This window comes from Vibrio ziniensis, assembly GCF_011064285.1.
In the GTDB taxonomy this organism is placed as follows: Bacteria; Pseudomonadota; Gammaproteobacteria; order Enterobacterales; family Vibrionaceae; genus Vibrio; species Vibrio ziniensis.
On the sequence record NZ_CP049331.1, the window covers coordinates 2,614,612 to 2,636,454 of the forward strand.

The 21,843-nt window shown below is 42.9% G+C and carries 24 protein-coding genes; 9 read left to right on the forward strand and 15 right to left on the reverse strand.

From position 1 onward, the window contains the following. Nucleotides 1-40 precede the first annotated feature (40 nt). The 4 genes from G5S32_RS11995 to G5S32_RS12010 are packed head-to-tail and all read left to right on the forward strand — an operon-like array spanning nt 41 to nt 3,383. Complete coding sequence (locus G5S32_RS11995) at nt 41-1,861, forward strand: penicillin-binding protein activator (protein ID WP_165312791.1); 1,821 nt, start codon at nt 41-43, stop codon at nt 1,859-1,861. Next, entirely contained in the window at nt 1,833-2,204 is a 372-nt protein-coding gene (locus tag G5S32_RS12000; RefSeq protein WP_246201013.1) for a YraN family protein, read from the forward strand. Before G5S32_RS11995 ends, G5S32_RS12000 begins: the two co-directional genes overlap by 29 nt. Nucleotides 2,205-2,207: 3 nt before the next feature. Next, a complete protein-coding gene (locus tag G5S32_RS12005; RefSeq protein ID WP_165312232.1) occupies nt 2,208-2,798 on the forward strand; it encodes a phosphoheptose isomerase in 591 nt (196 codons plus the stop codon). Between the two features lie 15 nt (nt 2,799-2,813). Next, nucleotides 2,814-3,383, forward strand: coding sequence for a BON domain-containing protein (locus tag G5S32_RS12010; RefSeq protein WP_165312233.1), 570 nt, complete (start codon nt 2,814-2,816; stop codon nt 3,381-3,383). Nucleotides 3,384-3,596: 213 nt separating this feature from the next. Here G5S32_RS12010 and sspB read toward each other — a convergent pair whose 3' ends face one another. From sspB to zapE, 8 genes are all read right to left on the reverse strand, one after another. Beyond that, the gene (gene sspB / locus G5S32_RS12015) at nt 3,597-4,067 is read right to left on the reverse strand and encodes a ClpXP protease specificity-enhancing factor (protein ID WP_165312234.1); all 471 of its coding nucleotides are present in this window, start codon (nt 4,065-4,067) and stop codon (nt 3,597-3,599) included. A gap of 12 nt (nt 4,068-4,079) precedes the next feature. Further along, entirely contained in the window at nt 4,080-4,715 is a 636-nt protein-coding gene (gene sspA, locus G5S32_RS12020) for a stringent starvation protein SspA (RefSeq protein WP_165312235.1), read from the reverse strand. 99 nt (nt 4,716-4,814) lie between these two features. Continuing rightward, entirely contained in the window at nt 4,815-5,552 is a 738-nt protein-coding gene (locus G5S32_RS12025) for a cytochrome c1 (RefSeq protein ID WP_165312236.1), read from the reverse strand. Beyond that, the gene (locus G5S32_RS12030; RefSeq protein WP_165312237.1) at nt 5,549-6,814 is read right to left on the reverse strand and encodes a cytochrome b; all 1,266 of its coding nucleotides are present in this window, start codon (nt 6,812-6,814) and stop codon (nt 5,549-5,551) included. Before G5S32_RS12030 ends, G5S32_RS12025 begins: the two co-directional genes overlap by 4 nt. Beyond that, entirely contained in the window at nt 6,814-7,407 is a 594-nt protein-coding gene (gene petA, locus G5S32_RS12035) for a ubiquinol-cytochrome c reductase iron-sulfur subunit (RefSeq protein WP_165312238.1), read from the reverse strand. Before petA ends, G5S32_RS12030 begins: the two co-directional genes overlap by 1 nt. A 331-nt stretch (nt 7,408-7,738) precedes the next feature. Then, nucleotides 7,739-8,131 carry a 30S ribosomal protein S9 gene (gene rpsI / locus G5S32_RS12040; protein ID WP_042480501.1) on the reverse strand — a complete coding sequence of 131 codons (393 nt, stop codon included), beginning with the start codon at nt 8,129-8,131 and terminating at the stop codon, nt 7,739-7,741. 15 nt (nt 8,132-8,146) lie between these two features. Continuing rightward, a complete protein-coding gene (gene rplM, locus G5S32_RS12045; RefSeq protein WP_165312239.1) occupies nt 8,147-8,575 on the reverse strand; it encodes a 50S ribosomal protein L13 in 429 nt (142 codons plus the stop codon). A gap of 212 nt (nt 8,576-8,787) precedes the next feature. Next, the gene (zapE, locus tag G5S32_RS12050; RefSeq protein WP_165312240.1) at nt 8,788-9,891 is read right to left on the reverse strand and encodes a cell division protein ZapE; all 1,104 of its coding nucleotides are present in this window, start codon (nt 9,889-9,891) and stop codon (nt 8,788-8,790) included. 151 nt (nt 9,892-10,042) lie between these two features. Here zapE and zapG point away from each other — a divergent pair, with 151 nt between their 5' ends. From zapG to degS, 3 genes are all read left to right on the forward strand, one after another. Then, the gene (zapG, locus tag G5S32_RS12055) at nt 10,043-10,483 is read left to right on the forward strand and encodes a Z-ring associated protein ZapG (protein WP_165312241.1); all 441 of its coding nucleotides are present in this window, start codon (nt 10,043-10,045) and stop codon (nt 10,481-10,483) included. Between the two features lie 141 nt (nt 10,484-10,624). Then, nucleotides 10,625-11,992: a Do family serine endopeptidase gene (locus tag G5S32_RS12060; RefSeq protein ID WP_165312792.1), complete on the forward strand. Its 1,368-nt coding sequence runs from the start codon at nt 10,625-10,627 to the stop codon at nt 11,990-11,992. Between the two features lie 192 nt (nt 11,993-12,184). Next, on the forward strand, nt 12,185-13,246 hold the full coding sequence (degS, locus tag G5S32_RS12065; RefSeq protein WP_165312242.1) for an outer membrane-stress sensor serine endopeptidase DegS: 1,062 nt from the start codon (nt 12,185-12,187) through the stop codon (nt 13,244-13,246). 292 nt (nt 13,247-13,538) lie between these two features. Here the strand turns inward: degS and rplS are convergent, their stop codons facing one another. The 5 genes from rplS to ffh form a co-directional block, all read right to left on the reverse strand. Further along, nucleotides 13,539-13,892, reverse strand: coding sequence for a 50S ribosomal protein L19 (rplS, locus tag G5S32_RS12070; protein WP_102940491.1), 354 nt, complete (start codon nt 13,890-13,892; stop codon nt 13,539-13,541). Nucleotides 13,893-13,934: 42 nt separating this feature from the next. Beyond that, nucleotides 13,935-14,681: a tRNA (guanosine(37)-N1)-methyltransferase TrmD gene (trmD, locus tag G5S32_RS12075; protein ID WP_165312243.1), complete on the reverse strand. Its 747-nt coding sequence runs from the start codon at nt 14,679-14,681 to the stop codon at nt 13,935-13,937. 25 nt (nt 14,682-14,706) lie between these two features. Continuing rightward, on the reverse strand, nt 14,707-15,261 hold the full coding sequence (rimM, locus tag G5S32_RS12080; protein ID WP_165312244.1) for a ribosome maturation factor RimM: 555 nt from the start codon (nt 15,259-15,261) through the stop codon (nt 14,707-14,709). 27 nt (nt 15,262-15,288) lie between these two features. Then, nucleotides 15,289-15,537 carry a 30S ribosomal protein S16 gene (gene rpsP / locus G5S32_RS12085; RefSeq protein WP_165312245.1) on the reverse strand — a complete coding sequence of 83 codons (249 nt, stop codon included), beginning with the start codon at nt 15,535-15,537 and terminating at the stop codon, nt 15,289-15,291. Between the two features lie 209 nt (nt 15,538-15,746). Next, a complete protein-coding gene (gene ffh / locus G5S32_RS12090; RefSeq protein WP_165312246.1) occupies nt 15,747-17,132 on the reverse strand; it encodes a signal recognition particle protein in 1,386 nt (461 codons plus the stop codon). Between the two features lie 246 nt (nt 17,133-17,378). Between ffh and G5S32_RS12095 the strand changes: the two genes are divergently transcribed. Continuing rightward, nucleotides 17,379-18,173 (forward strand): cytochrome C assembly family protein, encoded by a 795-nt coding sequence (locus tag G5S32_RS12095; RefSeq protein WP_165312247.1) that lies wholly within the window; start codon nt 17,379-17,381, stop codon nt 18,171-18,173. A 100-nt stretch (nt 18,174-18,273) separates the two neighbouring features. Continuing rightward, nucleotides 18,274-19,548, forward strand: a complete 1,275-nt coding sequence (locus tag G5S32_RS12100) for an HlyC/CorC family transporter (RefSeq protein ID WP_165312248.1) — start codon at nt 18,274-18,276, stop codon at nt 19,546-19,548. A 78-nt stretch (nt 19,549-19,626) separates the two neighbouring features. On the opposite strand, the gene luxS is transcribed toward G5S32_RS12100, so the two are convergent. Together luxS and gshA are read right to left on the reverse strand one after the other, a co-directional pair. After that, nucleotides 19,627-20,145, reverse strand: a complete 519-nt coding sequence (gene luxS / locus G5S32_RS12105) for an S-ribosylhomocysteine lyase (protein ID WP_165312249.1) — start codon at nt 20,143-20,145, stop codon at nt 19,627-19,629. Between the two features lie 120 nt (nt 20,146-20,265). Next, nucleotides 20,266-21,831 carry a glutamate--cysteine ligase gene (gene gshA, locus G5S32_RS12110; RefSeq protein ID WP_165312250.1) on the reverse strand — a complete coding sequence of 522 codons (1,566 nt, stop codon included), beginning with the start codon at nt 21,829-21,831 and terminating at the stop codon, nt 20,266-20,268. Between the last annotated feature and the right edge of the window lie 12 nt (nt 21,832-21,843).

A 21,843-nucleotide genomic window follows, 5' to 3' on the forward strand; every position in this document is an offset into this window, starting at 1 on the left:
GAGACAATTTCACTCGGGATAATGAAAAGAACTCATGGCTATAAATAACCATCAGAGAGTCAGTGTACCACGCTTACTCGCTCCAGTTGCATTAGCAATCACGTTAGCGGCTTGTTCGTCTAAACCTTCAGCACCTCAATATGTTGATATTACAACTGAAGCGAACCAGCCTACTCAAAATTACATCATGAAAGCCGATAGTAGTCAGGGTAGCTTACAAAATGACTGGTTAATTATGGCAATGAAAGCTGCCATCTCCGACAATGATAAAGAGCAGGCACAGTTGCTCATCTTACGCTTGTCGAAGCAGAATTTAAGCGAAAGCCAACAAGCAGAGTGGCAACTTGGCAAGGCTCAACTTTCAATGAATGATGAGCAATATACTCAAGCACTAGAACAACTGAATTTTAAGTCCCAATGGACGTTATCTGACTCTCAATGGATCCAATATCATCAGATGAGAGCCGATATATTTACCGCTCTTGATCGTCCTTTTGATTCTAGCCGAGAACTATCCCAACTTTATGGTCTCATTCCAACAGATCAAGAAGAAGCCATTTCAGATCAAATTTGGGCGAATTTGCAGCGCTATTCTGAACAAACGATCACTCAGTTGACGACGCAACCAGACGAAGAAATCTTAGACGGTTGGCTACAACTGGCTGTTTATATGAAAACCTTTGGCAACGATGTTCCTCAATTAAAGAATACGTTAGAGAAGTGGATGGCTGATAACTCAGCTCATCCAGCTGTGACCTACACTCCTAAAGTGGTTACGGACATTCTGAACCTCAACATTATTCAGCCAGTTAACACAGCGTTGCTACTACCTCTTACCGGGAAATTCGATAAACCAGCTCAGTTGATTCGCGATGGTTTCATCATGGCCATGATGAATGATGAAAAGCGTGAAGATAATGCAACGCTTACTATTATCGACACCAATGCAGATTCGGCTGATGCAATTAAAGCTAAGGTTAAAGAGAAAAACATCGATTTTATCGTTGGTCCACTGATTAAAGATAACATTGCTATTATGCAGCAAGAACATAGAGCCGATGGCCATATGATCCCAAGTTTAGCCTTAAACATTCCTGATGAATTGGTAGAAGATACAGACATTTGTTATTTAGCGCTTTCCCCTGAGCAAGAAGTCGCTCAAGCCGCTAAACATTTAGCCGCACAAGGCGTGCAGTATCCGTTAATTCTCGCTCCACAAAGTAGCTATGGTGAACGAGTAGTGGAAGCGTTTAACGAAGAATGGCGCAAATACAGTAAAAATAAAGTGGCTGTGAATCTGTTTGGTGATAAACGACAACTTCAACAAAACATCAATAACGTTTTTGGTCTACAAGATAGCAAGCAAAACATTACTCAAATGGAAGGTCTACTCAATATCCAACTGGAGAGTCAACCACGTAGCCGTCGTGATATTGATGCCGTATACATTGTTGCTAGCAGTGATGAGCTGACTTTGATTAAGCCGTTTATTGAAGTCGCGATTAACCCAGATACTCGCCCACCAAAACTTTATTCAAACTCGAAAAGTAATAGTGGTGGTCGTCAATATGAAGACTTAACAGGTGTTACTTATAGTGATATTCCACTATTGATTCATCCACAACCAGAAATTACCCAACAAATGGAACAACTGTGGCCTAAGAGTTCAAATGACCAACGTCGTTTACAAGCTCTAGGTATGGATGCTTACCGCTTGATGGTTGAGTTACCACAGATGAAAACTCTCGAAGGATATAGCATCGAAGGCCAAACTGGCGTGCTCAGTATTGATGAGCATTGTATCGTTCAACGTGAAATTAGTTGGGCAGAACATGGCGCAGCACCAGAGCAAACGAAGTAAGGGAATACATTTCGAACAAATAGCGGCAGATTATTTGGGACGCCAAGGCTTGATACTTATCGAAAAAAACTTCCTCGCCCGAGGTGGTGAGTTAGATTTGATAATGCGCGATAGCACAAGCCTTGTTTTTGTCGAAGTAAAATATCGTCGCAGTCAAACTTATGGCCACGCAGCAGAAACGGTAACTCGACAAAAACAGCTTCGCTTGATCAAAACAGCGAATTGGTGGATGCTCAAACGTGGCTTAAATGCTGACGCTACAGATTTTAGATTCGATGTGGTTGCTATTCACGGCAATGGCAACCATATAGAATGGATAAAGAACGCAATCACCGAAGGATAATCAATGCTCGACAGCATTAAAGACAGTTTTACTGAAAGTATTCAGATACAAATCGCAGCCGCGGAAGCTCTGCCAGACGCGATCCTACATGCATCCCAGGCAATCGTGGCTAGTCTACTCAACGGTAATAAAATCCTTTGTTGTGGTAACGGAGGGTCTTCTTCTAATGCTCAACAATTTGTTTCTTGTTTACTTAACCGTTTTGAAACTGAGCGCCCTAGTTTACCGGCGATGGCGTTAACCGCAGACATCACCACTCTAACGGCCGTCGCCAATGACTACCATTACCAAGAAGTTTTTTCTAAACAAGTTAGAGCTTTTGGTCAAACCGGTGATATTTTGTTAGCTATCTCCACCAGCGGTAACAGTAAAAACATCATCAAAGCAATGGAAGCTGCGGTAACGCGGGATATGACGATTATTGCTTTGACAGGTAAGGACGGCGGAGAAATGGCTGGCTTATTAGGTGAAAACGATGTGGAAATTCGTATCCCTTCCCATCGTACAGCACGTATTCATGAAGTACATATGCTGACACTTCATTGCCTATGCGATTTGGTTGATCAAGTTCTCTTTCCAGCCCATGAAGAATAAGAGTATTAGTTTGTTATGAAGTTTTTATCTCTCTCTCTCATTTTGAGCATTGTGCTAAGTTTATCTGGCTGTGCGGGTCTTTTTATCGCCGGAGTTGCAACGACGGCCAATTTAGTCACGGATCCTCGAACCACCCAACAAATTTGGGACGATAACCAAATAGAGTTTGAAATCGCAGGTCTCGGCAACAAAGAGCCATATGTAGGGGCAGCCCGATTTGTTGCAAGCTCATACCAAGGCACGGTAGTGTTAATGGGGCAAGCGAGAAACGCTGAGCTACTTGATAAGTTCATAGCTCAAACGAACAACGTTAAGGGAGTAAAAGAGCTTCACAATCAAGTTAAAATTGCTGAGCCTTCTACCGTTCGAGATATCAGCAATGATAGTTGGATTACTTCGAAAGTAAAATCAGCACTACTTATTGAACCGAGCCTTAATGGTACCAAAATAAGAGTCATCACTGAGGCTAGAGAAGTGTATTTGTTTGGTTATGTTTCACGTGACCAAGCAGATAAAGCAACAGAGGTTGCACGTAACATTATCGGCGTTAAGCAAGTAGTCAAAGCTTTTAAATACGGCGATTAATACCATCCTAGATAGAAATATGATCAGACGGAGCATCGGCGAGCAGCGAATGGGCGTCAATTCGTCCCTAAAGCTCCGCCGAGCCATCCATGGCTCAGAGGGTTTGCTTATCGACGCCCATTCACTGATCAGGAAATTTTCCAGAATGGTATAATAATAGTCGGATAAGTGAATAAAGAAAAAGCAGCTCATAAGAGCTGCTTTTTTTTATTTCTATTTCACGACACGTAAACTTGGCTTGCCTTTAGGACGAGGTGGTTCATCATCTGATGAGCTCTCATCCAATTGCATTTCATTTTCAAAGTTTTCGTCAGTAACGTCTTCCACAATCATATCTGAATCAAGTTCTTGCTCGTAAGCAGGCTCTGGGTCAAACATAGTTCCAGCACCATTCTCGCGCGCATAAATCGCTTGAACCGCATACAGTGGAACAACAACGACTTGTGGTCGACCACCAAATCGAGCATTAAAAGTAACTTCATCATTACCCAGCTCTAAATTACCAACGGCGCGAGGAGCCACATTCAGGATGATCTGCCCATCTTGTACGTATTCCATTGGAACACGCACGCCACGCATAGTTGCGTCGACAACAAGATGAGGTGTTAAATCGTTTTCTAGCAGCCAATCATAAAATGCACGCAGCATATATGGTCGGCGAGGTGTCATTTGATCAATATCCATCAAATACAACCATTAACGAGCAAGACGCATCTCACGCTCTGCTTCAGTTAAAGAAGCTAAGAATGAATCACGTTCAAATACACGGTTCATATAAACTTTAATTTCTTTTGAACCAGGTCCTACTAACTCGATACCAAGGACAGGTAAACGCCATAGAAGTGGAGCTAAGTAACAGTCAATCAAACTGAACTCTTCACTCATAAAGTATTCGAACTCTGCGAACACAGGACCCAGAGTAAGCAAATCATTACGTAGTTTATTACGTGCTGACTCAGCTTCTTCCGCTTTGCCTTTTACAATTTTTTCAGCAAGAGAGTACCAGTTTCTTTCGATACGATAGATCATCAGACGGCTATTACCACGAGCCACCGGATAAACAGGCATTAGTGGTGGATGCGGAAAACGCTCATCAAGGTATTCCATGATGATTTTTGAATCATACAGCGCTAGCTCACGATCGACTAAAGTAGGTACAGATTTGTATGGGTTAAGCTCTAGAAGATCTGCAGGTAAGCTATCTTCATTAACCAACTCAACCTCAACACTGACGCCTTTTTCAGCCAGCACAATACGAACCTGATGGCTATACATATCAGATGCACTTGAAAATAAAGTCATCACAGAACGTTTATTGGCAGCTACAGCCATGGAGCCCTCCAGCACAATTACACAGATACAAAAAACAATGGAGGCCAAGCCCCCATTGTAGAATTAAATATTAGGATTTAGCGCAATATGATAGCACAATTAGTGCACATCACGCCAATATTCTTTCTTAAGCGCTACTACAACGATAGTTAACACTAATAGGAATGCAAATACCCACCAACCCATAGCTTGACGCTCCAACTTAACTGGCTCAGCTGAATATTCAAGGAAGTTGACAATATCAAGCACAGCCTGGTCGTATTCGCCAGAGCTCAACTCACCGTTACCTTTAGACTTAATGCCAACAATAACTTGATGCTCTTTACCATCAACAACATGAGTATCAAAGATAGCTTCAGGAGTACCTTGAAGCTCTTCAAGCACATGCGGCATACCAACACTTGGGAAAACGATGTTGTTTACACCAAATGGACGACTTGAGTCAGCGTAGAACGAACGCAAATAGGTATACAGCCAATCTGCGCCACGAACACGAGCAACCAAAGTTAAATCTGGCGGTGGAGCACCAAACCATTTCGCTGCCGATTTCTCAGGAATCGCATTTTCCATCAACTCACCGATCTTAGTCGTTGGGTTAAAAATAAGATTCTCTTTCATTAAATCCGCAGGGATACCTAAGTCAGTTGCAACGCGCTCATAACGTTGGTATTGCGTTGAGTGACATCCAAAGCAGTAGTTCATGAATAACTTAGCACCACGTTGTAAAGATGCTTGATCAGTTAAATCATTTTCCGCTTTATCTAAATGTACGTTACCGCCCGCTGCCATCACCAGTGATGGCAACATTGCAAACAAAATTACAATCCACTTTTTCATTTGAATGTGACCCTCTTTGGTAGTGGCTTGGTTGCTTCATTTTTGCTGTAGAAGAACAGCAATACGAAGAACATGAAGTAACCCAAACTAAAGATTCGAGCTAGTAAGGTATAAGTTGGCGTCGCAGGTAGCGCACCGAGAATACCCAAAGCAATAAAACAAATAGTGAATTGAATAATGTTGATTAAATGCAACTTACTGCGGTAGCGGTAAGAGCGAACTTTACAACGGTCCAACCATGGCAACAGGAACAACACTACGATAGAAGCACCCATTGCAATAACACCGATTAACTTGTCTGGAACTGCACGTAGAATCGCGTAGAACGGCGTGAAGTACCATACAGGAGCAATATGCTCTGGCGTTTTCAGTGGGTTTGCAGCTTCAAAGTTAGGCGGCTCAAGGAAATAACCACCCATTTCTGGGTTGAAGAACAATACATAGCTAAACAAGAACAAGAAGCCAGCTACACCGACCAAATCTTTTACCGTTCCATATGGGTGGAATGGAATAGAGTCAATGATGTCGTATTTCTTCGAGTAGTAATCATGGAACTTGAACTGTGATTGGTAATCGTCGCCCATACTACCTTTAGGCAATTTGGTTTCAATACCATCTGGGTTGTTTGAACCCACTTCATGCAGAGCAAGAATGTGCAGTACGATCAACAGTAGCAACACGATTGGTAAAGCAATCACGTGTAGGGCGAAGAAACGGTTCAGCGTCGCACCAGAGATTACGTAGTCACCACGAATCCAAAGTGTTAAATCATCACCGATAACAGGAATTGCACCAAACAGAGAAATGATTACCTGCGCGCCCCAGTAAGACATTTGTCCCCAAGGTAGCAAGTAGCCCATAAACGCTTCAGCCATCAGTACTAAGAAAATCAGCATACCGAATAACCAAAGAAGTTCGCGAGGCTTTTGGTATGAACCGTAGATCAGGCCACGGAACATGTGTAGATACACAACAACGAAGAATGCAGATGCGCCAGTTGAGTGCATGTAACGAAGCAACCAACCAAACTCCACATCACGCATGATGTATTCAACAGAAGCGAACGCGCCTTCACCTGAAGGGACATAGTTCATTGTTAACCAGATACCCGTTAGGATCTGGTTAACGAGCACCAACATCGCCAAGGAACCAAAAAGGTACCAAAAGTTGAAGTTCTTCGGCATTGGGTATTCAGAAAGGTGCTTCTTATAAGCGTTCATCGCGGGTAGACGTTTTTCTACCCAATCAAGTAGAGCTTGCATTATGCCTCCCCTGTTTCATCGAGACCGATGACAATTCTTGTATCGCTTAAGTACATATGCTTCGGAATTACCAGGTTCAGTGGTGCAGGAACGCCCTGGAATACTCGTCCAGCCATGTCAAACTTCGAACCATGACAAGGACAGAAGAAACCTGATTTCACACCTTGTACTTGTTCACTGAAAGAGTCCGGCAAGTAACTTGGCGAACAACCTAAGTGAGTACAAATACCTACGGCGATGAAGTATTCAGGCTTAATTGAGCGATAAGTGTTTTGAGCGTAACCCGGTTGCTGCTCTTCACCAGAGTTCGGATCACGTAGTTGATTATCGTGCTCTTTAAGAGCATCAACAATAGCTTGAGAACGACGAACAACCCATACAGGTTTTCCGCGCCACTCAACACGAACCATTTGCCCTTCCTCGAGTTTGTTAACATCAACTTCGACAGGGGCACCGGCCGCTTTTGCTTTCGCACTTGGGTTCCACGATTTTATAAAAGGTACAGCAACTGCCGCCGCTCCTAACCCACCGACAACTGCCGTTGTCGCTGTTAAGAAACGTCTGCGACTGTTGTTCAAAGGCGCATTGCTCATCCAGACATTCTCCCATTTGCTCCTTGTGGATTGCTGTTATTCCGCTTAAGAGCATGGCTAACAAAATACTAATTTAGTTGTATTTATTTGACGGCAAATGATAAATAAAACCCTACTTTTTGACAAGATAAAGCTACCTTTTCGTAACATTCGTGAAGCAAACCCTAAGTTACGTCACAAAAGGGAGTAAGGGTGTAAAAGTTTAAGAAGTGATTATTGCGAAATGAAATTTTTCTAAGACCTAAAAACAAAAAGCCCGGCATAAGCCGAGCTTTTTTTGTCCACAATCCAGTAACAACTGGACCAACGAACATCTTTCGATAAAGAAAGATTAACGTTTAGAGAACTGTGGACGACGACGTGCTTTACGTAGACCAACTTTCTTACGTTCAACGCAACGAGCGTCACGAGTAACGTAGCCAGCCGCACGTAGTGCAGGACGTAGTGATTCATCGTATTCCATAAGAGCGCGAGTGATACCGTGACGGATAGCACCAGCTTGACCAGAAATACCGCCACCTTTAACAGTGATGTATAGATCTAGTTTTTCTACCATCTCAACTAGCTCAAGAGGTTGTTTAACAACCATGCGAGAAGTTGGACGACCGAAGTACTCATCAAGGCTACGCTTGTTGATTACGATGTTGCCGCTGCCTGGTTTGATAAAAACACGTGCAGCTGAGCTTTTGCGACGGCCAGTGCCGTAGTATTGATTCTCTGCCATTTCCGAAATCCCCAATTAGATGTCTAGTACTTTAGGTTGTTGAGCAACATGGTTGTGCTCAGCGCCTGCGTAAACTTTAAGCTTACGGTACATAGCACGGCCTAGAGGACCTTTTGGAAGCATACCTTTAACCGCTAGCTCAAGTACCATCTCAGGCTTACGCTCGATCAGCTTCTCGAAGCTGAAAGATTTTAGGCCACCTGGGAATTCAGTGTGACGGTGGTACATTTTGTCTTTAGCTTTGTTACCAGTTACAGCAACTTTCTCCGCGTTAACAACGATGATGTAATCACCAGTGTCTACGTGTGGAGTGTATTCAGCTTTGTGTTTGCCACGTAGGCGAGATGCAATTTCACTTGCTAGACGGCCAAGAGTTTTACCTTCTGCGTCTACAACATACCAGTCGCGTTTTACAGTTTCTGGTTTAGCAACGAATGTTTTCATGCTAATAATAACCCGTTAATTAAAATTTACACTTAAAGGAGCATATTGCTCCCACTGTCTAAGAGCCCAGACAACACCCCTTCGAGTGGGTGGTACTCCCGGTCTAAAAAGACCTGCAGTAACGGTGGGTCGCAGGATTATAAAGAAGAGTGAAGGAAAAATCACCTCTTTTTATACAAAAAAATAATTTTTCCTTATCAATGCGGTAAAGGTTACGCTAAGTGTTCCTGAGCCAAATAATCATGACTCTGCATCTCAATTAAACGGGACTGACAGCGCTTAAATTCGAACTCCAACTGCCCATGAGTATACAGTTCATCTAAAGGAACTTCAGCAGAGATAATGAGCTTAACATTGCGCTCATAAAATTCGTCAACCAACGCAATAAAACGTCTTGCCGCATCATCAATCGAACGTTCCATCTGTTTGACTTCCGCTAACAACACCGTGTGATATAGCTTTGACAACTCAATGTAATCATTTTGACTACGAGCCGTCTGGCAAAGTTGTTCAAATGACGCATAAAGTAAACCGTCATTCGCTTCAATAACATCGATAGTTCGATGATTGACTTCTATCTTATGTTGCTTTGGTTTTTCACTCGCGGCTAACTGTCCATAATATTTATCGAGATTCTCAGAAGCTTTAATATCAAGTGGGTAATGATAAATTTCCGCTTGTTGCAATGTTCTCAAACGATAATCCACGCCACTATCTACATTCAGAATTTGACAGTGCTTTTCAATGAGAGCAATTGCAGGCAAGAAGCGGGCACGCTGCAATCCATTTCGGTATAAATCATGAGGTGGAATATTGGATGTAGCCACTAACACAACACCGCGATGAAACAGAGCTTGGAATAACGTACCCAGAATCATAGCATCGGTGATATCAGAGACAAAAAACTCGTCAAAACAGATAATTACCGCTTCCTGACTGAATTTATCGGCAATAATTTCAAGCGGATCACTGACATCATCGAGCAGTTTCAATTCATCATGTACTCGGTACATAAAACGGTGAAAATGCACACGCATTTTTTTATCCGTAGGCAGAGCATCAAAGAAAGTATCCATTAGATACGTTTTTCCACGCCCTACTCCCCCCCAGAAGTATAATCCCTTAGGTAACTGCGGCTTTTCTTCTTTTTTCCCTAATAGTTTTTGCCAGCGAGATGGTTTGACCACTGGAGTATTCATATAATTAATTAGCTGATGATAAAGCTCATCTAGGGCATTTACGGCCATAGCTTGTGCTTCATCTTGTTGAAAATCCGATCGTTTTAAATCTTGTTCGTATCGCTGCTTCGGAGTCATAACTATCTGCTCAAAAAAAGAGGGGAAGAAACTGCAATGTAGAGCACATGCTTTTTACTTTATCCATTTGAGCAGTCATAGTACCATGAGGCGAGTGCATGTGTAACCAATTGGTGAAAAACATGTTAAATAACAACAATAAGGAGCTGTTATGCCTTGGATTTATGCCATTGTTGGATTGTTAGTCGGCCTTGTTGCTGGTGTTGTAATTTCTCGTTTAACTACGCCTCAATATAAGGCTCAGAAGTCCTTAAAAAAAGATTTAGACAGCGCAAAATATGCGCTTGAACAGCAACGTCAAGAGCTCTCAGACCATTTTGCCCAAACTGCCGAGATGCTCGACACACTTGGTAAAGACTACACCAAGCTGTATCAGCACATGTCGAAAACGTCTAGCGAGTTACTTCCAAATGTGCCGGAGCAAGACAACCCATTTGTTAAGCAAATTGCGCAACAAAAAGAAGAAAACAGTTCAGATGAAGCACTTGAAGAGCAACCAAAAGATTACGCTTTAGGCGCAACTGGTTTACTAAAAACTGAAGAAAAGGCCATTCTCCATTCTTCAGAAGTTATCGATGTGAAAGCGAGTTAATTAATACTCATATTGATAACAAATAATCTCAAATGAACTTTGCAAAGGTTTTTGAGTCATAACTCTCACTGAGTCTGTTGAAGTTTGATATTTAGCACAAATATTAATCACGACCAGATAATTATCTATGAGGAGTTCATGATGAAAAAACCTTTGCTTGCTTTAACGGTTCTATCCTTAAGCTTAAGTTCTATCATTGCACCAATGCCAGCTACTGCGGCACTGCCTTTATCTGTGAATGGAGAGCAAATGCCAAGTTTGGCACCCATGCTCGAAAAAGTAACCCCGGCAGTGGTAAGCATTGCAGTAGAAGGTACTCAAGTCTCTCGGCAAAGAGTTCCAGAGCAATTCCGATTCTTCTTTGGTCCAGACTTCCCCGTTGAACAGATGCAAGAGCGTCCCTTTAGAGCGCTCGGCTCTGGCGTTATTATTGACGCGGATAAAGGCTATGTCGTTACTAACTACCACGTCATCAACAATGCAGAAAAGATCCGCGTAAAGTTACATGACGGACGTGAGCTTAATGCTGAGTTGGTCGGTGGCGATGAAATGTCTGATATTGCGCTACTAAAATTGGGCAAAGCAGAAAACCTAACGCAAATTAAGATTGCTGACTCGGATCAACTTCGTGTCGGTGATTTTGCAGTAGCGATCGGTAACCCATTTGGTCTTGGTCAAACCGTTACTTCAGGCATCGTTTCAGCGCTAGGTCGAAGCGGTTTAAATATTGAAAACTTCGAGAACTTTATTCAAACCGATGCCGCTATTAACAGCGGTAACTCTGGTGGCGCATTGGTAAACCTCAATGGTGAGCTGATCGGTATTAACACCGCTATTCTTGGGCCAAATGGTGGCAACGTCGGTATCGGCTTCTCTATTCCTTCCAATATGATGAAAAACCTCACTAGCCAAATTCTCGAATTTGGTGAAGTAAAACGAGGCATGCTGGGCGTTCAAGGTGGTGAAGTCACTTCTGAACTGGCCGAAGCTATGGGTTATTCGTCAACTAAAGGGGCGTTCGTTAGCCAAGTTGTGCCAGATAGTGCTGCAGATAAAGCAGGGCTAAAAGCCGGTGATATCGTTGTCTCTGTTAACGGTAAGAAGATAGAAACCTTCTCTGAACTGCGTGCAAAAGTCGCGACTCTAGGCGCTGGTAAAACCGTAAAACTGGGTGTTATTCGTGAAGGTAAAGAGAAAACCTACGACGTAACACTTGGCGAAGCAACCAATAGCAAAACGAAAGCAGACAAGCTACACCACGGGTTACAAGGCGCTGAGTTAAGCAATACTACGGCAACTGATGTGGTCGAAGGTGTCAAAGTCACTAGCGTTGCTAAAGACTCACCAGCTGAGAGCTATCAGCTTCAAACTGACGACATTATTATTGGAGTGAACAGACAACGTGTGAAAAACATCGCTGATTTAAGAGCAATCATGGATAAAAATCCAAGCATTCTTGCCCTTAACATTCAACGCGGTGATCGCACTATCTACTTAGTCGTTCGATAGTCCAGCGCTAGCTAAATACAAATAAAGCAGCCAAGTTGCTGTTCAAGTAATAAAGAGGACCACAATTGCATGTGGTCCTTTTGTTATTTGTCTAGGTAATGCTATTCTTCGTGTTTATAAAACTCCCCCAAAGTTCTTGGGATACAACTATTTAAAACTCACTCAATTGGCTACGCTGATTCTGGGGAAATTATGCTAAAAGTTTTGCTTCGTTCTGTTGTTATTGGCTTGGTTACAGCGGCGATCATTGTCGCTGCAATGCCATCTTTACGTGAAAACATCGTCCCCAAACGAAGCAATACTCCTGCAGATATCACTTCACTACAAATATCATTTAATGGTGCTGTCAGTAAGGCAGCACCCGCCGTAGTGAATATCTATAGCCGAAAATATGCAGAGAACGATCGCAGCAAATTATCGACTCAAGGATTGGGATCAGGCGTTATCGTAAGTGAGAAAGGCTATATCATCACCAACTATCACGTTGTCGCGCAGGCAGATCAAATCATCGTGGCTCTGCAAGATGGGCGCGTAGCAGCCGCTCAGCTTGTAGGTAAAGACCGAAGAACGGATATCGCTGTATTACGAGTGGAAGGCAGTAATCTTCCGGTTATTCCTTTAAACCCAAACTATCAGGCGAAAGTGGGAGATGTCGTACTGGCAATTGGTAACCCGTACAACCTAGGCCAAACCACTACATTTGGTATTATTTCTGCAACAGGGCGCTCTTCGATCAGTGCTGATGGTCGTCAAGCTTTCATTCAGACCGATGCGGCGATCAATGAGGGCAACTCCGGTGGTGCGTTGGTTAATACTCAAGGTGAATTAGTCGGTATCAACACCGCCTCTTTCCAACAGGCTACAGATTTAGAAACTTATGGTATTTCATTTGCCATCCCCTATTCTCTAGCTAACACCATTATGGAAAAGATCATTGCCGATGGTCGTGTAATTCGTGGCTACATTGGTGTGGATGGACAGGACATTAATTCTGTTACTTCTCGTTTACTGGGTAGTGAACATATTGGCGGTATCGTGATTTTAGCCGTAGACCCAAGTGGTCCAGCAGCAAAAGCGGGCTTTGAAGCTCGCGATATTATTTTGAAAATCGATGAGCATAAAATTAACGGTCGCCAAAGTGTTATGGATACCGTCACCAACTTAAGACCAGGTACCGTAGTTAACTTTACTTTGCTACGTAAAGGTGAAGAGATCACTCTACCAGTGACTATCTCCGAAGATACTCGCGAATAGACCAACAGTACCAATTCAAAGTAAATCTTATACCATTCTGGAAAATTTCCTGATCAGTGAATGGGTGTCGATAAGCAAACCCTCCGAGCCATGGATGGCTCGGCGGAGCTTCAGGGACGAATGAATGCGCGTTTGCGTTTGGCACCCATTCGCTGTTCTACCGATGCTCAGTCTGATCATATTCTTATCTAGGATGGAATTAGATAGTTTTAAAATCACTTAGTCAAAAAATGCACATAAAAAAACGGAGCCAAATGGCTCCGTTTTTTCTATGAGAATGCGATATGAAGTATTACTTCTTAGCAAGTTTCTCTTTAATACGAGCAGACTTACCAGAACGCTCACGCAGGTAGTACAACTTGGCACGACGTACTGCACCGCGACGTTTAACTTCAATTCCGCCGATAGCAGGAGAGTGAGTTTGGAACGTACGTTCAACACCTTCACCGTTAGAAATCTTACGTACAGTGAATGCTGAGTGTAGACCACGGTTACGGATAGCGATTACAACACCTTCGAATGCCTGTAGACGCTCACGATCACCTTCTTTTACCTTAACTTGAACTACAACAGTGTCACCTGGTGCAAATTTAGGTAGGTCTTGTTTCATTTGCTCTTGCTCAAGAGCTTTGATGATGTTACTCATTTTTTTAAATTCCTAGAATAAACTGATACTAAATTTAATAGGTTACTGGTTATCTCGAGTTTCTTTAATGAACTCAGCCAGTAATTGTTCCTGTTCGTCAGTCAGAGCTAGGTTTTCCAGGAGCTCCGGACGTCTTAACCAAGTTCGGCCCAGCGACGATTTTAGTCGCCAGCGACGAATGTCCTCATGATTTCCAGATTTCAGCACCAAAGGTACCTCTTTTCCGTCTAACACTTCAGGACGTGTATAGTGCGGACAATCTAACAAGCCATTGGCAAAAGAATCCTCTTCTGCTGACGCAAAATCTCCAAGTACACCCGGAATAAACCGAGACACAGAGTCAATTAACGTCATGGCTGGGATTTCCCCACCCGTCATTACGAAATCTCCAATTGACCATTCTTCGTCAACTTCAGATTCAATAATGCGTTCATCTACCCCTTCGTACCGACCACAAATAAGAACCAAGTTCTGATTAGTAGCGAGTTCTTCTACTCCTTGTTGGTCGAGCTTGCGACCTTGAGGAGAGAGGTATATGACTTTCGTCTTTCCCGGTGCGGCTTGTTTGGCAGCATGAATAGCATCGCGCAAAGGCTGTACCATCATTAACATACCAGGGCCACCACCGTAGGGTTTATCATCGACAGTGCGACGCTTGTCGTGAGTGAAATCGCGTGGATTCCAAGTCTCAACGGACAACAACCCTTTTTTAACCGCTTGGCCTGTGACTCCAAAATCTGTAATGCTGCGGAACATTTCAGGAAATAGGCTTATTACGCCAACCCACATGTGTTCTTTGCCTTATATTTCAGAGTTAAAACGCTGGATCCCAGTCAACTTCGATCCGTTGAGCTGTGCGATCAATATTTTTGATCACTTGCTCTTCAAGGAACGGAATTAATCGTTCCTTTTGTCCGAAAGCATCTTTCAGATTAGCTTTAACTACGAGAACATCGTTCGAGCCAGTTTCTAGCATGTCAGTAACTTTACCTAGGTCGTAGCCTTCAGTTGTTACCACTTGCATGCCGAACAATTCGCGCCAGTAGAATTCATCTTCTGGCAATTCTGGTAGTACCGCAGGGTCAATTGAAATTTCCAAATTAGTCAGTAGGTGCGCATCTTCACGAACATCAAGACCTGCAAGTTTAACTACAAGCCCTTTGTTGTGGCGCTTCCAACCTTCAACTTTGTACTCAACTGACACACCCTTTTGGTTAACAAACCAAGGGGCATAATCAAAAATACTTTCTGGATTGTCTGTATAGGAAAAAACTTTAAGCCAACCACGAATGCCGTAAGTAGCACCAAACTTGCCTACAACAATTTTCTCGCTTTGTTTGCTCATCGTTTCATTACCTTTCATCGACATAAACTAGTTACTCACTAAATGTAAGAATTAAGCAGCTTTTTGAGCGTCTTTTACTAGTTTAGCTACGCGATCAGATACAGATGCGCCTTGTGAAACCCAGTGGTTCACGCGATCTAGATCTAGACGTAGGCCTTCTTCTTGACCAGTAGCAGTAGGGTTAAAGAAACCTACTTTCTCGATGAAGCGGCCAGTAGCTGAGTTGCGGCTGTCTGCAACAACGATTTGATAGAATGGACGCTTCTTAGCGCCGTGACGTGCCAAACGAATGGTTACCATGTCGTCCTCTTTGCTTTCTCAAAAATAAAATTAACCCCAGTAACCGTCTTAGATAAAACAGCTTGGGGTCTCGTGCCAAAATAAAGCCCCGGAATTTTACTCTTATTCCGAGGCATTGCAAGGTTTTTAGCTAATTTTTCACCACCAAAAGCAGGGATTAATTACTGTGACCTTGATAACAGTTTGAAAGATTAGGTTAGTTTTTAAGCTTAGCGACCGAAGAAGCCACCGCCTCCGCCCATACCACCCATGCCGCCCATCATGCCTTGCATGTTGCGCATCATACCTTTCATGCCGCCTTTTTGCATTTTCTTCATCATCTTTTGCATCTGAGTGAATTGTTTCAATAGGCGGTTAACATCTTGCACCTGAACACCAGAGCCTGATGCGATACGTTTTTTACGGGAACCTTTAATTAAATCTGGATTCTGACGCTCTTTCATCGTCATTGAGCTGATAATGGCTTCCATTTGCTTAAACATGCCATCATCGACTTTATCTTTGACGCCAGCAGGGAGTTGAGACATGCCAGGAAGCTTATCCAGCATTCCCATCATGCCACCCATATTTTTCATTTGCCCAAGCTGTTCACGGAAATCTTCTAGGTCAAAACCTTTCTTCTCTTTGAACTTCTTAGCCAGCTTTTCTGCTTTTTCTTGGTCAACGTTGCGTTGTAAATCTTCAATCAGTGACAGAACGTCACCCATACCAAGAATACGAGAAGCAACACGATCAGGATGGAAAGGCTCTAGAGCGTCGGTTTTCTCACCCACACCCAAGAACTTAATGGGTTTACCGGTAATATGACGTACAGATAAAGCCGCACCACCACGAGCATCACCATCAACTTTGGTCAGGATCACGCCCGTTAAAGGTAGTGCATCACCAAACGCTTTCGCCGTGTTTGCCGCATCTTGCCCCGTCATCGCATCGACAACAAACAGTGTTTCAACCGGATTGATGGCTTTATGCAGGTCTTGGATTTCCGACATCATTTGCTCATCGATAGCAAGACGGCCTGCGGTATCGACAATTAATACGTCATAGAATTTTTTCTTCGCATGGTCAATGGCTGCATTAGCAATATCAATCGGTTTCTGATCAGCGGAAGATGGGAAGAAATCGACGCCAAGGTCAGTCGCTAGCGTTTCTAACTGTTTGATCGCTGCAGGACGATAAACGTCGGCAGAAACCACCAGTACTTTCTTCTTATCACGCTCTTTTAATAGTTTAGAGAGTTTACCAACGCTGGTTGTTTTACCCGCACCTTGTAAACCCGCCATTAATATTACGGCTGGCGGCTGAGCAGCAAGGTTTAACGCTTCATTGGATTCCCCCATAACCTTTTCAAGCTCGCTACGTACGATCTTGATAAATTCCTGGCCAGGGGTCAGCGATTTAGAAACTTCGACACCAACCGCGCTCTCTTTCACACGGTTTACGAAATCACGGACAACAGGAAGCGCTACGTCTGCTTCCAATAGCGCCATTCGCACTTCACGTAGGGTATCTTTAATATTGTCTTCAGTAAGACGTCCTTTACCGCTGATATTTTTCAGCGTCTTGGATAGTCGATCCGTTAAATTCTCAAACATCTTTATTCTCTTCGCGGTACGGCGATTAATTAGAGTGAGTATACCTTAGCCAGCACCATAGGCATACCCTCTTCCCCTATAACAGATAGCCAGCACAAACTAATAAAAGGATACATTGGGATATTTCTTATAAATTGGGTTAGCTTTGCGAGATCTCAACTATCAAAAATCAATCAACATCCACCATAGCTCATTGGGGTTAGGCAATGTATAATTCATTAATTCAAAACCATTTACGTGAGAAATATGGACAACTTAATCGCTATTGTTGCTGCTCTTTTATACGTTTTGTCGATAGCAACCATAGTGCCTAGCCTAGTCAATCAAACAGGAATAAGAGCAAAATCGGTCTTTATTTCTGCCTTCTTAGCATTAGTTTTTCATGCTTGGCTACTTGGCGATCTCATTTTGAATGGTGCCGGACAGAATTTAAGTATGCTCAACGTGGCATCGTTGATTAGCTTTATTATCTCTCTCGTCATGAGCGTTGCGATGTTTAAAACTCGCTTGTGGTTCTTACTACCCGTGGTTTATAGCTTTTCAGCCATCAATTTGTCCGCAGCCGCATTTTTACCAAGTACCTTTATTACTCACTTGGAAAACGAGCCAAAACTGCTAGTGCATATTTCTCTTGCTTTATTTTCCTACTCAACTTTGTCAATTGGTGCGCTCTATGCGTTGCAGCTGGCTTGGCTCGATTACAAATTGAAAAAGAAAAAAGCTTTAGCAATTAATCCCAATTTGCCACCATTGTTGATGGTAGAGCGCCAACTATTTAAGATAATTCTGATTGGCAACTTATTGTTAACTGGTACTCTTATTACTGGCTTAGTTTTTGTTCAGGATATGTTTGCTCAAGGTAAAGCTCACAAAGCTATACTTTCATTTATTGCTTGGGTGGTTTATTCGATCTTGCTTTGGGGTCATTACCAAAAAGGTTGGCGAGGAAGAAAAGTAACTTGGTTTGCGATTGCAGGTGCAACACTATTGACCTTAGCTTACTTTGGTAGCCGATTTGTCAGAGAAATTATTCTGAGCTGAGTAGCATTTTGCGAGTTGTCTTTATTGACCAACGCTTATCATAATTCATTAAGTACTAAAAAATTACTTACCTAAAACTGTTATAAGGAAAAAGATCGTTTTGGACGATATCTCTACGGGTATTTTATTTGCGCTGCTTGCGTGTCTTATCGTTATTTCTGCCTATTTTTCCGGTTCTGAGACAGGCATGATGTCTCTCAACCGTTATCGTTTAAAGCACCTCGCCAATACAGGGCATAAAGGAGCTAAACGAGTTGAGAAATTACTTAGTCGTCCAGATCGTCTCATTGGCCTAATTTTAATCGGCAATAACCTCGTCAACATTCTTGCTTCTGCCATTGCAACAATTATCGGTATGCGCCTGTACGGTGACTACGGTGTCGCTATTGCAACAGGGGTATTAACGCTGGTAGTACTTGTTTTTGCTGAAGTAACACCAAAGACATTAGCTGCACTATTCCCAGAAAAAGTTTCCTACGCGAGCAGTGTGCTGCTGACAATACTGATGAAGGTCTTCGCGCCACTAGTTGTATTCGTCAATTTCATCACCAACGGCTTTATTCGCCTGCTGGGTGTAAAAAACTTAAGTAGCGGTGATGATCATTTAAGCTCAGAAGAGCTACGTACTGTCGTAAACGAAGCTGGCGGTCTTATTCCGCGCCGCCACCAAGATATGCTTTTGTCGATTCTTGACCTAGAGCACGTTACGGTGAATGACATCATGATTCCGCGTAACGAAATCACAGGCATCAACATTAATGACGACTGGAAATCAATTGTTCGCCAGTTAACTCACTCTCCTCATGGACGAGTAGTGTTATACCGAGATCAGATCGATGAAGCGGTGGGTATCCTGCGTTTACGTGAAGCCTCACGCTTTATGCTTGAGAAAAGTGAACTCAATAAAGAAACCATTCTGCGTGCTGCGGACGAGATATACTACATTCCCGAAAGTACGCCACTTAACGTTCAGTTACTCAAATTCCAACGTAATAAAGAGCGTATTGGTCTGGTTGTTGATGAGTACGGTGATATTATCGGTTTGATTACTTTGGAAGACATTCTGGAAGAGATAGTCGGTGAATTTACCACCTCCATCGCCCCAAGTTTGTCTGAAGAGATCACGCCGCAAGGCGATGGTAGCTTCCTAATTGAAGGCAGTGCGAATATCCGTGACATTAATAAGAGTCTAAAGTGGAAGCTTCCAACAGATGGGCCGAGGACATTAAACGGCCTAATTTTGGAACATCTTGAAGAGATCCCTGCCAGCCAAATCAGCGTTAAAGTTGCCAGTCACCCGATGGAAATCGTCGAGCTGGAAGAAAACCGAATTAAACTGGTTCGTGTTCACCCACGTAAACCAAAGAAAGTGTAATTCACTATTCCAGAAACAATAAATACAAAAAAGGCTTGGTTCAACCAAGCCTTTTTACTATCAGAATTTTACCAGTAATTAGTCGATTTTCAGCTCTTTCAGCATCTCTTCTGGCAAAGCTAGCTCATCATTACGGTTTACACTGATCCCTGCAGCAATCACAGCCTGAGCAATTTGTTTCGCTTCTTCAAGTGAATGCATTGCCGCAGTACCACATTGATATTCGTTTAACTCAGGGATCTTGTTTTGCGATTCCACTTTCAGTACGTCTTGCATCGAAGCAAGCCATGCATCAGCAACTTGCTGTTCACTTGGAGCCCCGATTAAGCTCATGTAGAAACCTGTACGACAGCCCATAGGCGAAATATCGATGATTTCTACGTTTGCACCATTCAAATGTGCACGCATGAAACCCGCGTATAAGTGCTCAAGAGTATGGATACCTTTCTCAGACAAAATGTCTTTGTTTGGTGCAGTGAAGCGCAAATCAAAAACAGTAATAGTATCGCCTTTAGGGGTTTGCATGTTCTTAGCTACGCGAACTGCTGGTGCATTCATTCGAGTGTGGTCAACAGTAAAGCTGTCTAATAGTGGCATTGTTCTTTCTCTCCAATGGTGCTGGAACTCAAATTCAATCCAACACAGGTAAATTATTATATAACTAGAGTTATTGGCTAATGATAGCTATCTCAGCATCAATGGTGAAGCTTCGTCTGCTTATTTCAGATAAGCAAAATACTGCTCAAGGTATTCATCGAAGCTAAGTTTATCTTGCTGCTCAATATTTTGTTGTTCTTGGACTGAACGAGCGACTTCTTCTTCCATCAAAGCTTGTGAGTAAACTTGATATTGATGCTCCAGATTTTGTTGGCGATATTGCAAGCCTAATTCACACCCTGCTTTCCCTAGGCCACCAGCTGCTTTCACTTTTTCTAGTAACTGAGCCGACAAGGTTTTATCAGGGTTGTCGATCCAGGTTTCCAGCTCATTACACACTTGCTGATAAGCATCACCACCAAGTTCGGCATCCATCACTTCAGCAATTTGGCGCAAATCGGAAAATACGCGTTTAGCCCATGCTTGTAGTGATAACTTCTCGCCTCGGCAACCTATTTGCAGTTCAAGCTCAAGTTTACGGCCTTCAATGATCACTTTGCTCCAGTTGGATCGCCAGCATTCTAGCTCACAGCCATCCATCGGATCTGAATCGGACAGAGCGGCCCAAGTTAAAAATAGGTCTAGAAAACGAACTTGCTGCTCAGTCACACCGACAGGGCTGAATGGGTTTACATCTAAAGAACGAACTTCAATGTATTCAACACCACCTCTTGCAAGTGCTTCCGATGGTTTTTCACCACTTTTCGTCACACGTTTGGGACGAATTGGCGCATACAGTTCGTTTTCGATTTGCAATACGTTGCTGTTAAGTTGGCGGTACTCACCATCAACTTTGACACCAATTTCGGCGAACTCTTCTGAAGGCGTTCGAATAGCTTTATTCAATCCCTCTAGGTACTGACTCAACCCATTGAAACCAATTTTTAATCCACTTTGAGCGCTATTGGTATAACCCAAATCACTCAAACGTAAAGAGGTTGCATGTGGAAGGTATAAGCTGCCGCCGATGTTCTCAAATGGCAGTTTGGTTTCACGCCCACGAATAAACGATGAACACAGAGCTGGAGAAGCACCGAAGAAATATGGGATCAACCAACCAAAACGGTAGTAGTTACGAATTAGAGCAAAATACGCTTCTGATTTCGTGTCCTGACGAGCTGCGTCATCTTGTTCACCATATAAAGCGTCCCAAAATGAATCAGGGAATGAAAAGTTAAAATGGACGCCTGAAATAATCTGCATCAGGCTGCCATATCGCTTTTTAAGCCCAGCGCGATACAAGGTTTTCATTCTTCCTGTATTCGAAGTGCCATACTGCGCAAGATTAATATCGTCTTCACTTCCAACGTAGCAAGGCATAGAAAGAGGCCAAAGCTTTTCATCATTAATTTTAGTTTGAGCAAAATGATGAATATCTTTTAATTGCGACATCAAGGTCGCTACGTCGTTTGAAACTGGTGTAATAAATTCAAGCAGCGATTCTGAAAAATCCGTTGTGATCCAACGGTTCGTCAGCGCACTGCCTAGTGAATTAGGATGCGGAGTCAGAGCCAGCTCACCATCTGATGTATAGCGTAATGTTTCACGTTCAACACCACGGCCAAACTGCTGAAATACTGTAGATTTATTTGCAACTCGTTCAAGTCGCTCGGCAAAATTAGTCAAAATGAGATTCGC

What these genes read in the sequence shown, in the direction of transcription:
- rplS (WP_102940491.1), bottom strand. Translation starts at nt 13,892, where the DNA reads ATGAGTAACATCATCAAAGCTCTTGAGCAAGAGCAAATGAAACAAGAC.
- ffh (WP_165312246.1), bottom strand. Translation starts at nt 17,132, where the DNA reads ATGTTTGAGAATTTAACGGATCGACTATCCAAGACGCTGAAAAATATC.
- rpsI (WP_042480501.1), bottom strand. Translation starts at nt 8,131, where the DNA reads ATGGCAGAGAATCAATACTACGGCACTGGCCGTCGCAAAAGCTCAGCT.
- rpsP (WP_165312245.1), bottom strand. Translation starts at nt 15,537, where the DNA reads ATGGTAACCATTCGTTTGGCACGTCACGGCGCTAAGAAGCGTCCATTC.
- G5S32_RS12030 (WP_165312237.1), bottom strand. Translation starts at nt 6,814, where the DNA reads ATGCAAGCTCTACTTGATTGGGTAGAAAAACGTCTACCCGCGATGAAC.
- zapE (WP_165312240.1), bottom strand. Translation starts at nt 9,891, where the DNA reads ATGACTCCGAAGCAGCGATACGAACAAGATTTAAAACGATCGGATTTT.
- rimM (WP_165312244.1), bottom strand. Translation starts at nt 15,261, where the DNA reads ATGTCGATGAAAGGTAATGAAACGATGAGCAAACAAAGCGAGAAAATT.
- rplM (WP_165312239.1), bottom strand. Translation starts at nt 8,575, where the DNA reads ATGAAAACATTCGTTGCTAAACCAGAAACTGTAAAACGCGACTGGTAT.
- G5S32_RS12000 (WP_246201013.1), top strand. Translation starts at nt 1,833, where the DNA reads ATGGCGCAGCACCAGAGCAAACGAAGTAAGGGAATACATTTCGAACAA.
- G5S32_RS12010 (WP_165312233.1), top strand. Translation starts at nt 2,814, where the DNA reads ATGAAGTTTTTATCTCTCTCTCTCATTTTGAGCATTGTGCTAAGTTTA.
- petA (WP_165312238.1), bottom strand. Translation starts at nt 7,407, where the DNA reads ATGAGCAATGCGCCTTTGAACAACAGTCGCAGACGTTTCTTAACAGCG.
- degS (WP_165312242.1), top strand. Translation starts at nt 12,185, where the DNA reads ATGCTAAAAGTTTTGCTTCGTTCTGTTGTTATTGGCTTGGTTACAGCG.
- luxS (WP_165312249.1), bottom strand. Translation starts at nt 20,145, where the DNA reads ATGCCACTATTAGACAGCTTTACTGTTGACCACACTCGAATGAATGCA.
- sspA (WP_165312235.1), bottom strand. Translation starts at nt 4,715, where the DNA reads ATGGCTGTAGCTGCCAATAAACGTTCTGTGATGACTTTATTTTCAAGT.
- G5S32_RS12005 (WP_165312232.1), top strand. Translation starts at nt 2,208, where the DNA reads ATGCTCGACAGCATTAAAGACAGTTTTACTGAAAGTATTCAGATACAA.
- G5S32_RS12025 (WP_165312236.1), bottom strand. Translation starts at nt 5,552, where the DNA reads ATGAAAAAGTGGATTGTAATTTTGTTTGCAATGTTGCCATCACTGGTG.
- zapG (WP_165312241.1), top strand. Translation starts at nt 10,043, where the DNA reads ATGCCTTGGATTTATGCCATTGTTGGATTGTTAGTCGGCCTTGTTGCT.
- trmD (WP_165312243.1), bottom strand. Translation starts at nt 14,681, where the DNA reads ATGTGGGTTGGCGTAATAAGCCTATTTCCTGAAATGTTCCGCAGCATT.
- sspB (WP_165312234.1), bottom strand. Translation starts at nt 4,067, where the DNA reads ATGGATATTGATCAAATGACACCTCGCCGACCATATATGCTGCGTGCA.
- G5S32_RS12060 (WP_165312792.1), top strand. Translation starts at nt 10,625, where the DNA reads ATGAAAAAACCTTTGCTTGCTTTAACGGTTCTATCCTTAAGCTTAAGT.
- G5S32_RS12095 (WP_165312247.1), top strand. Translation starts at nt 17,379, where the DNA reads ATGGACAACTTAATCGCTATTGTTGCTGCTCTTTTATACGTTTTGTCG.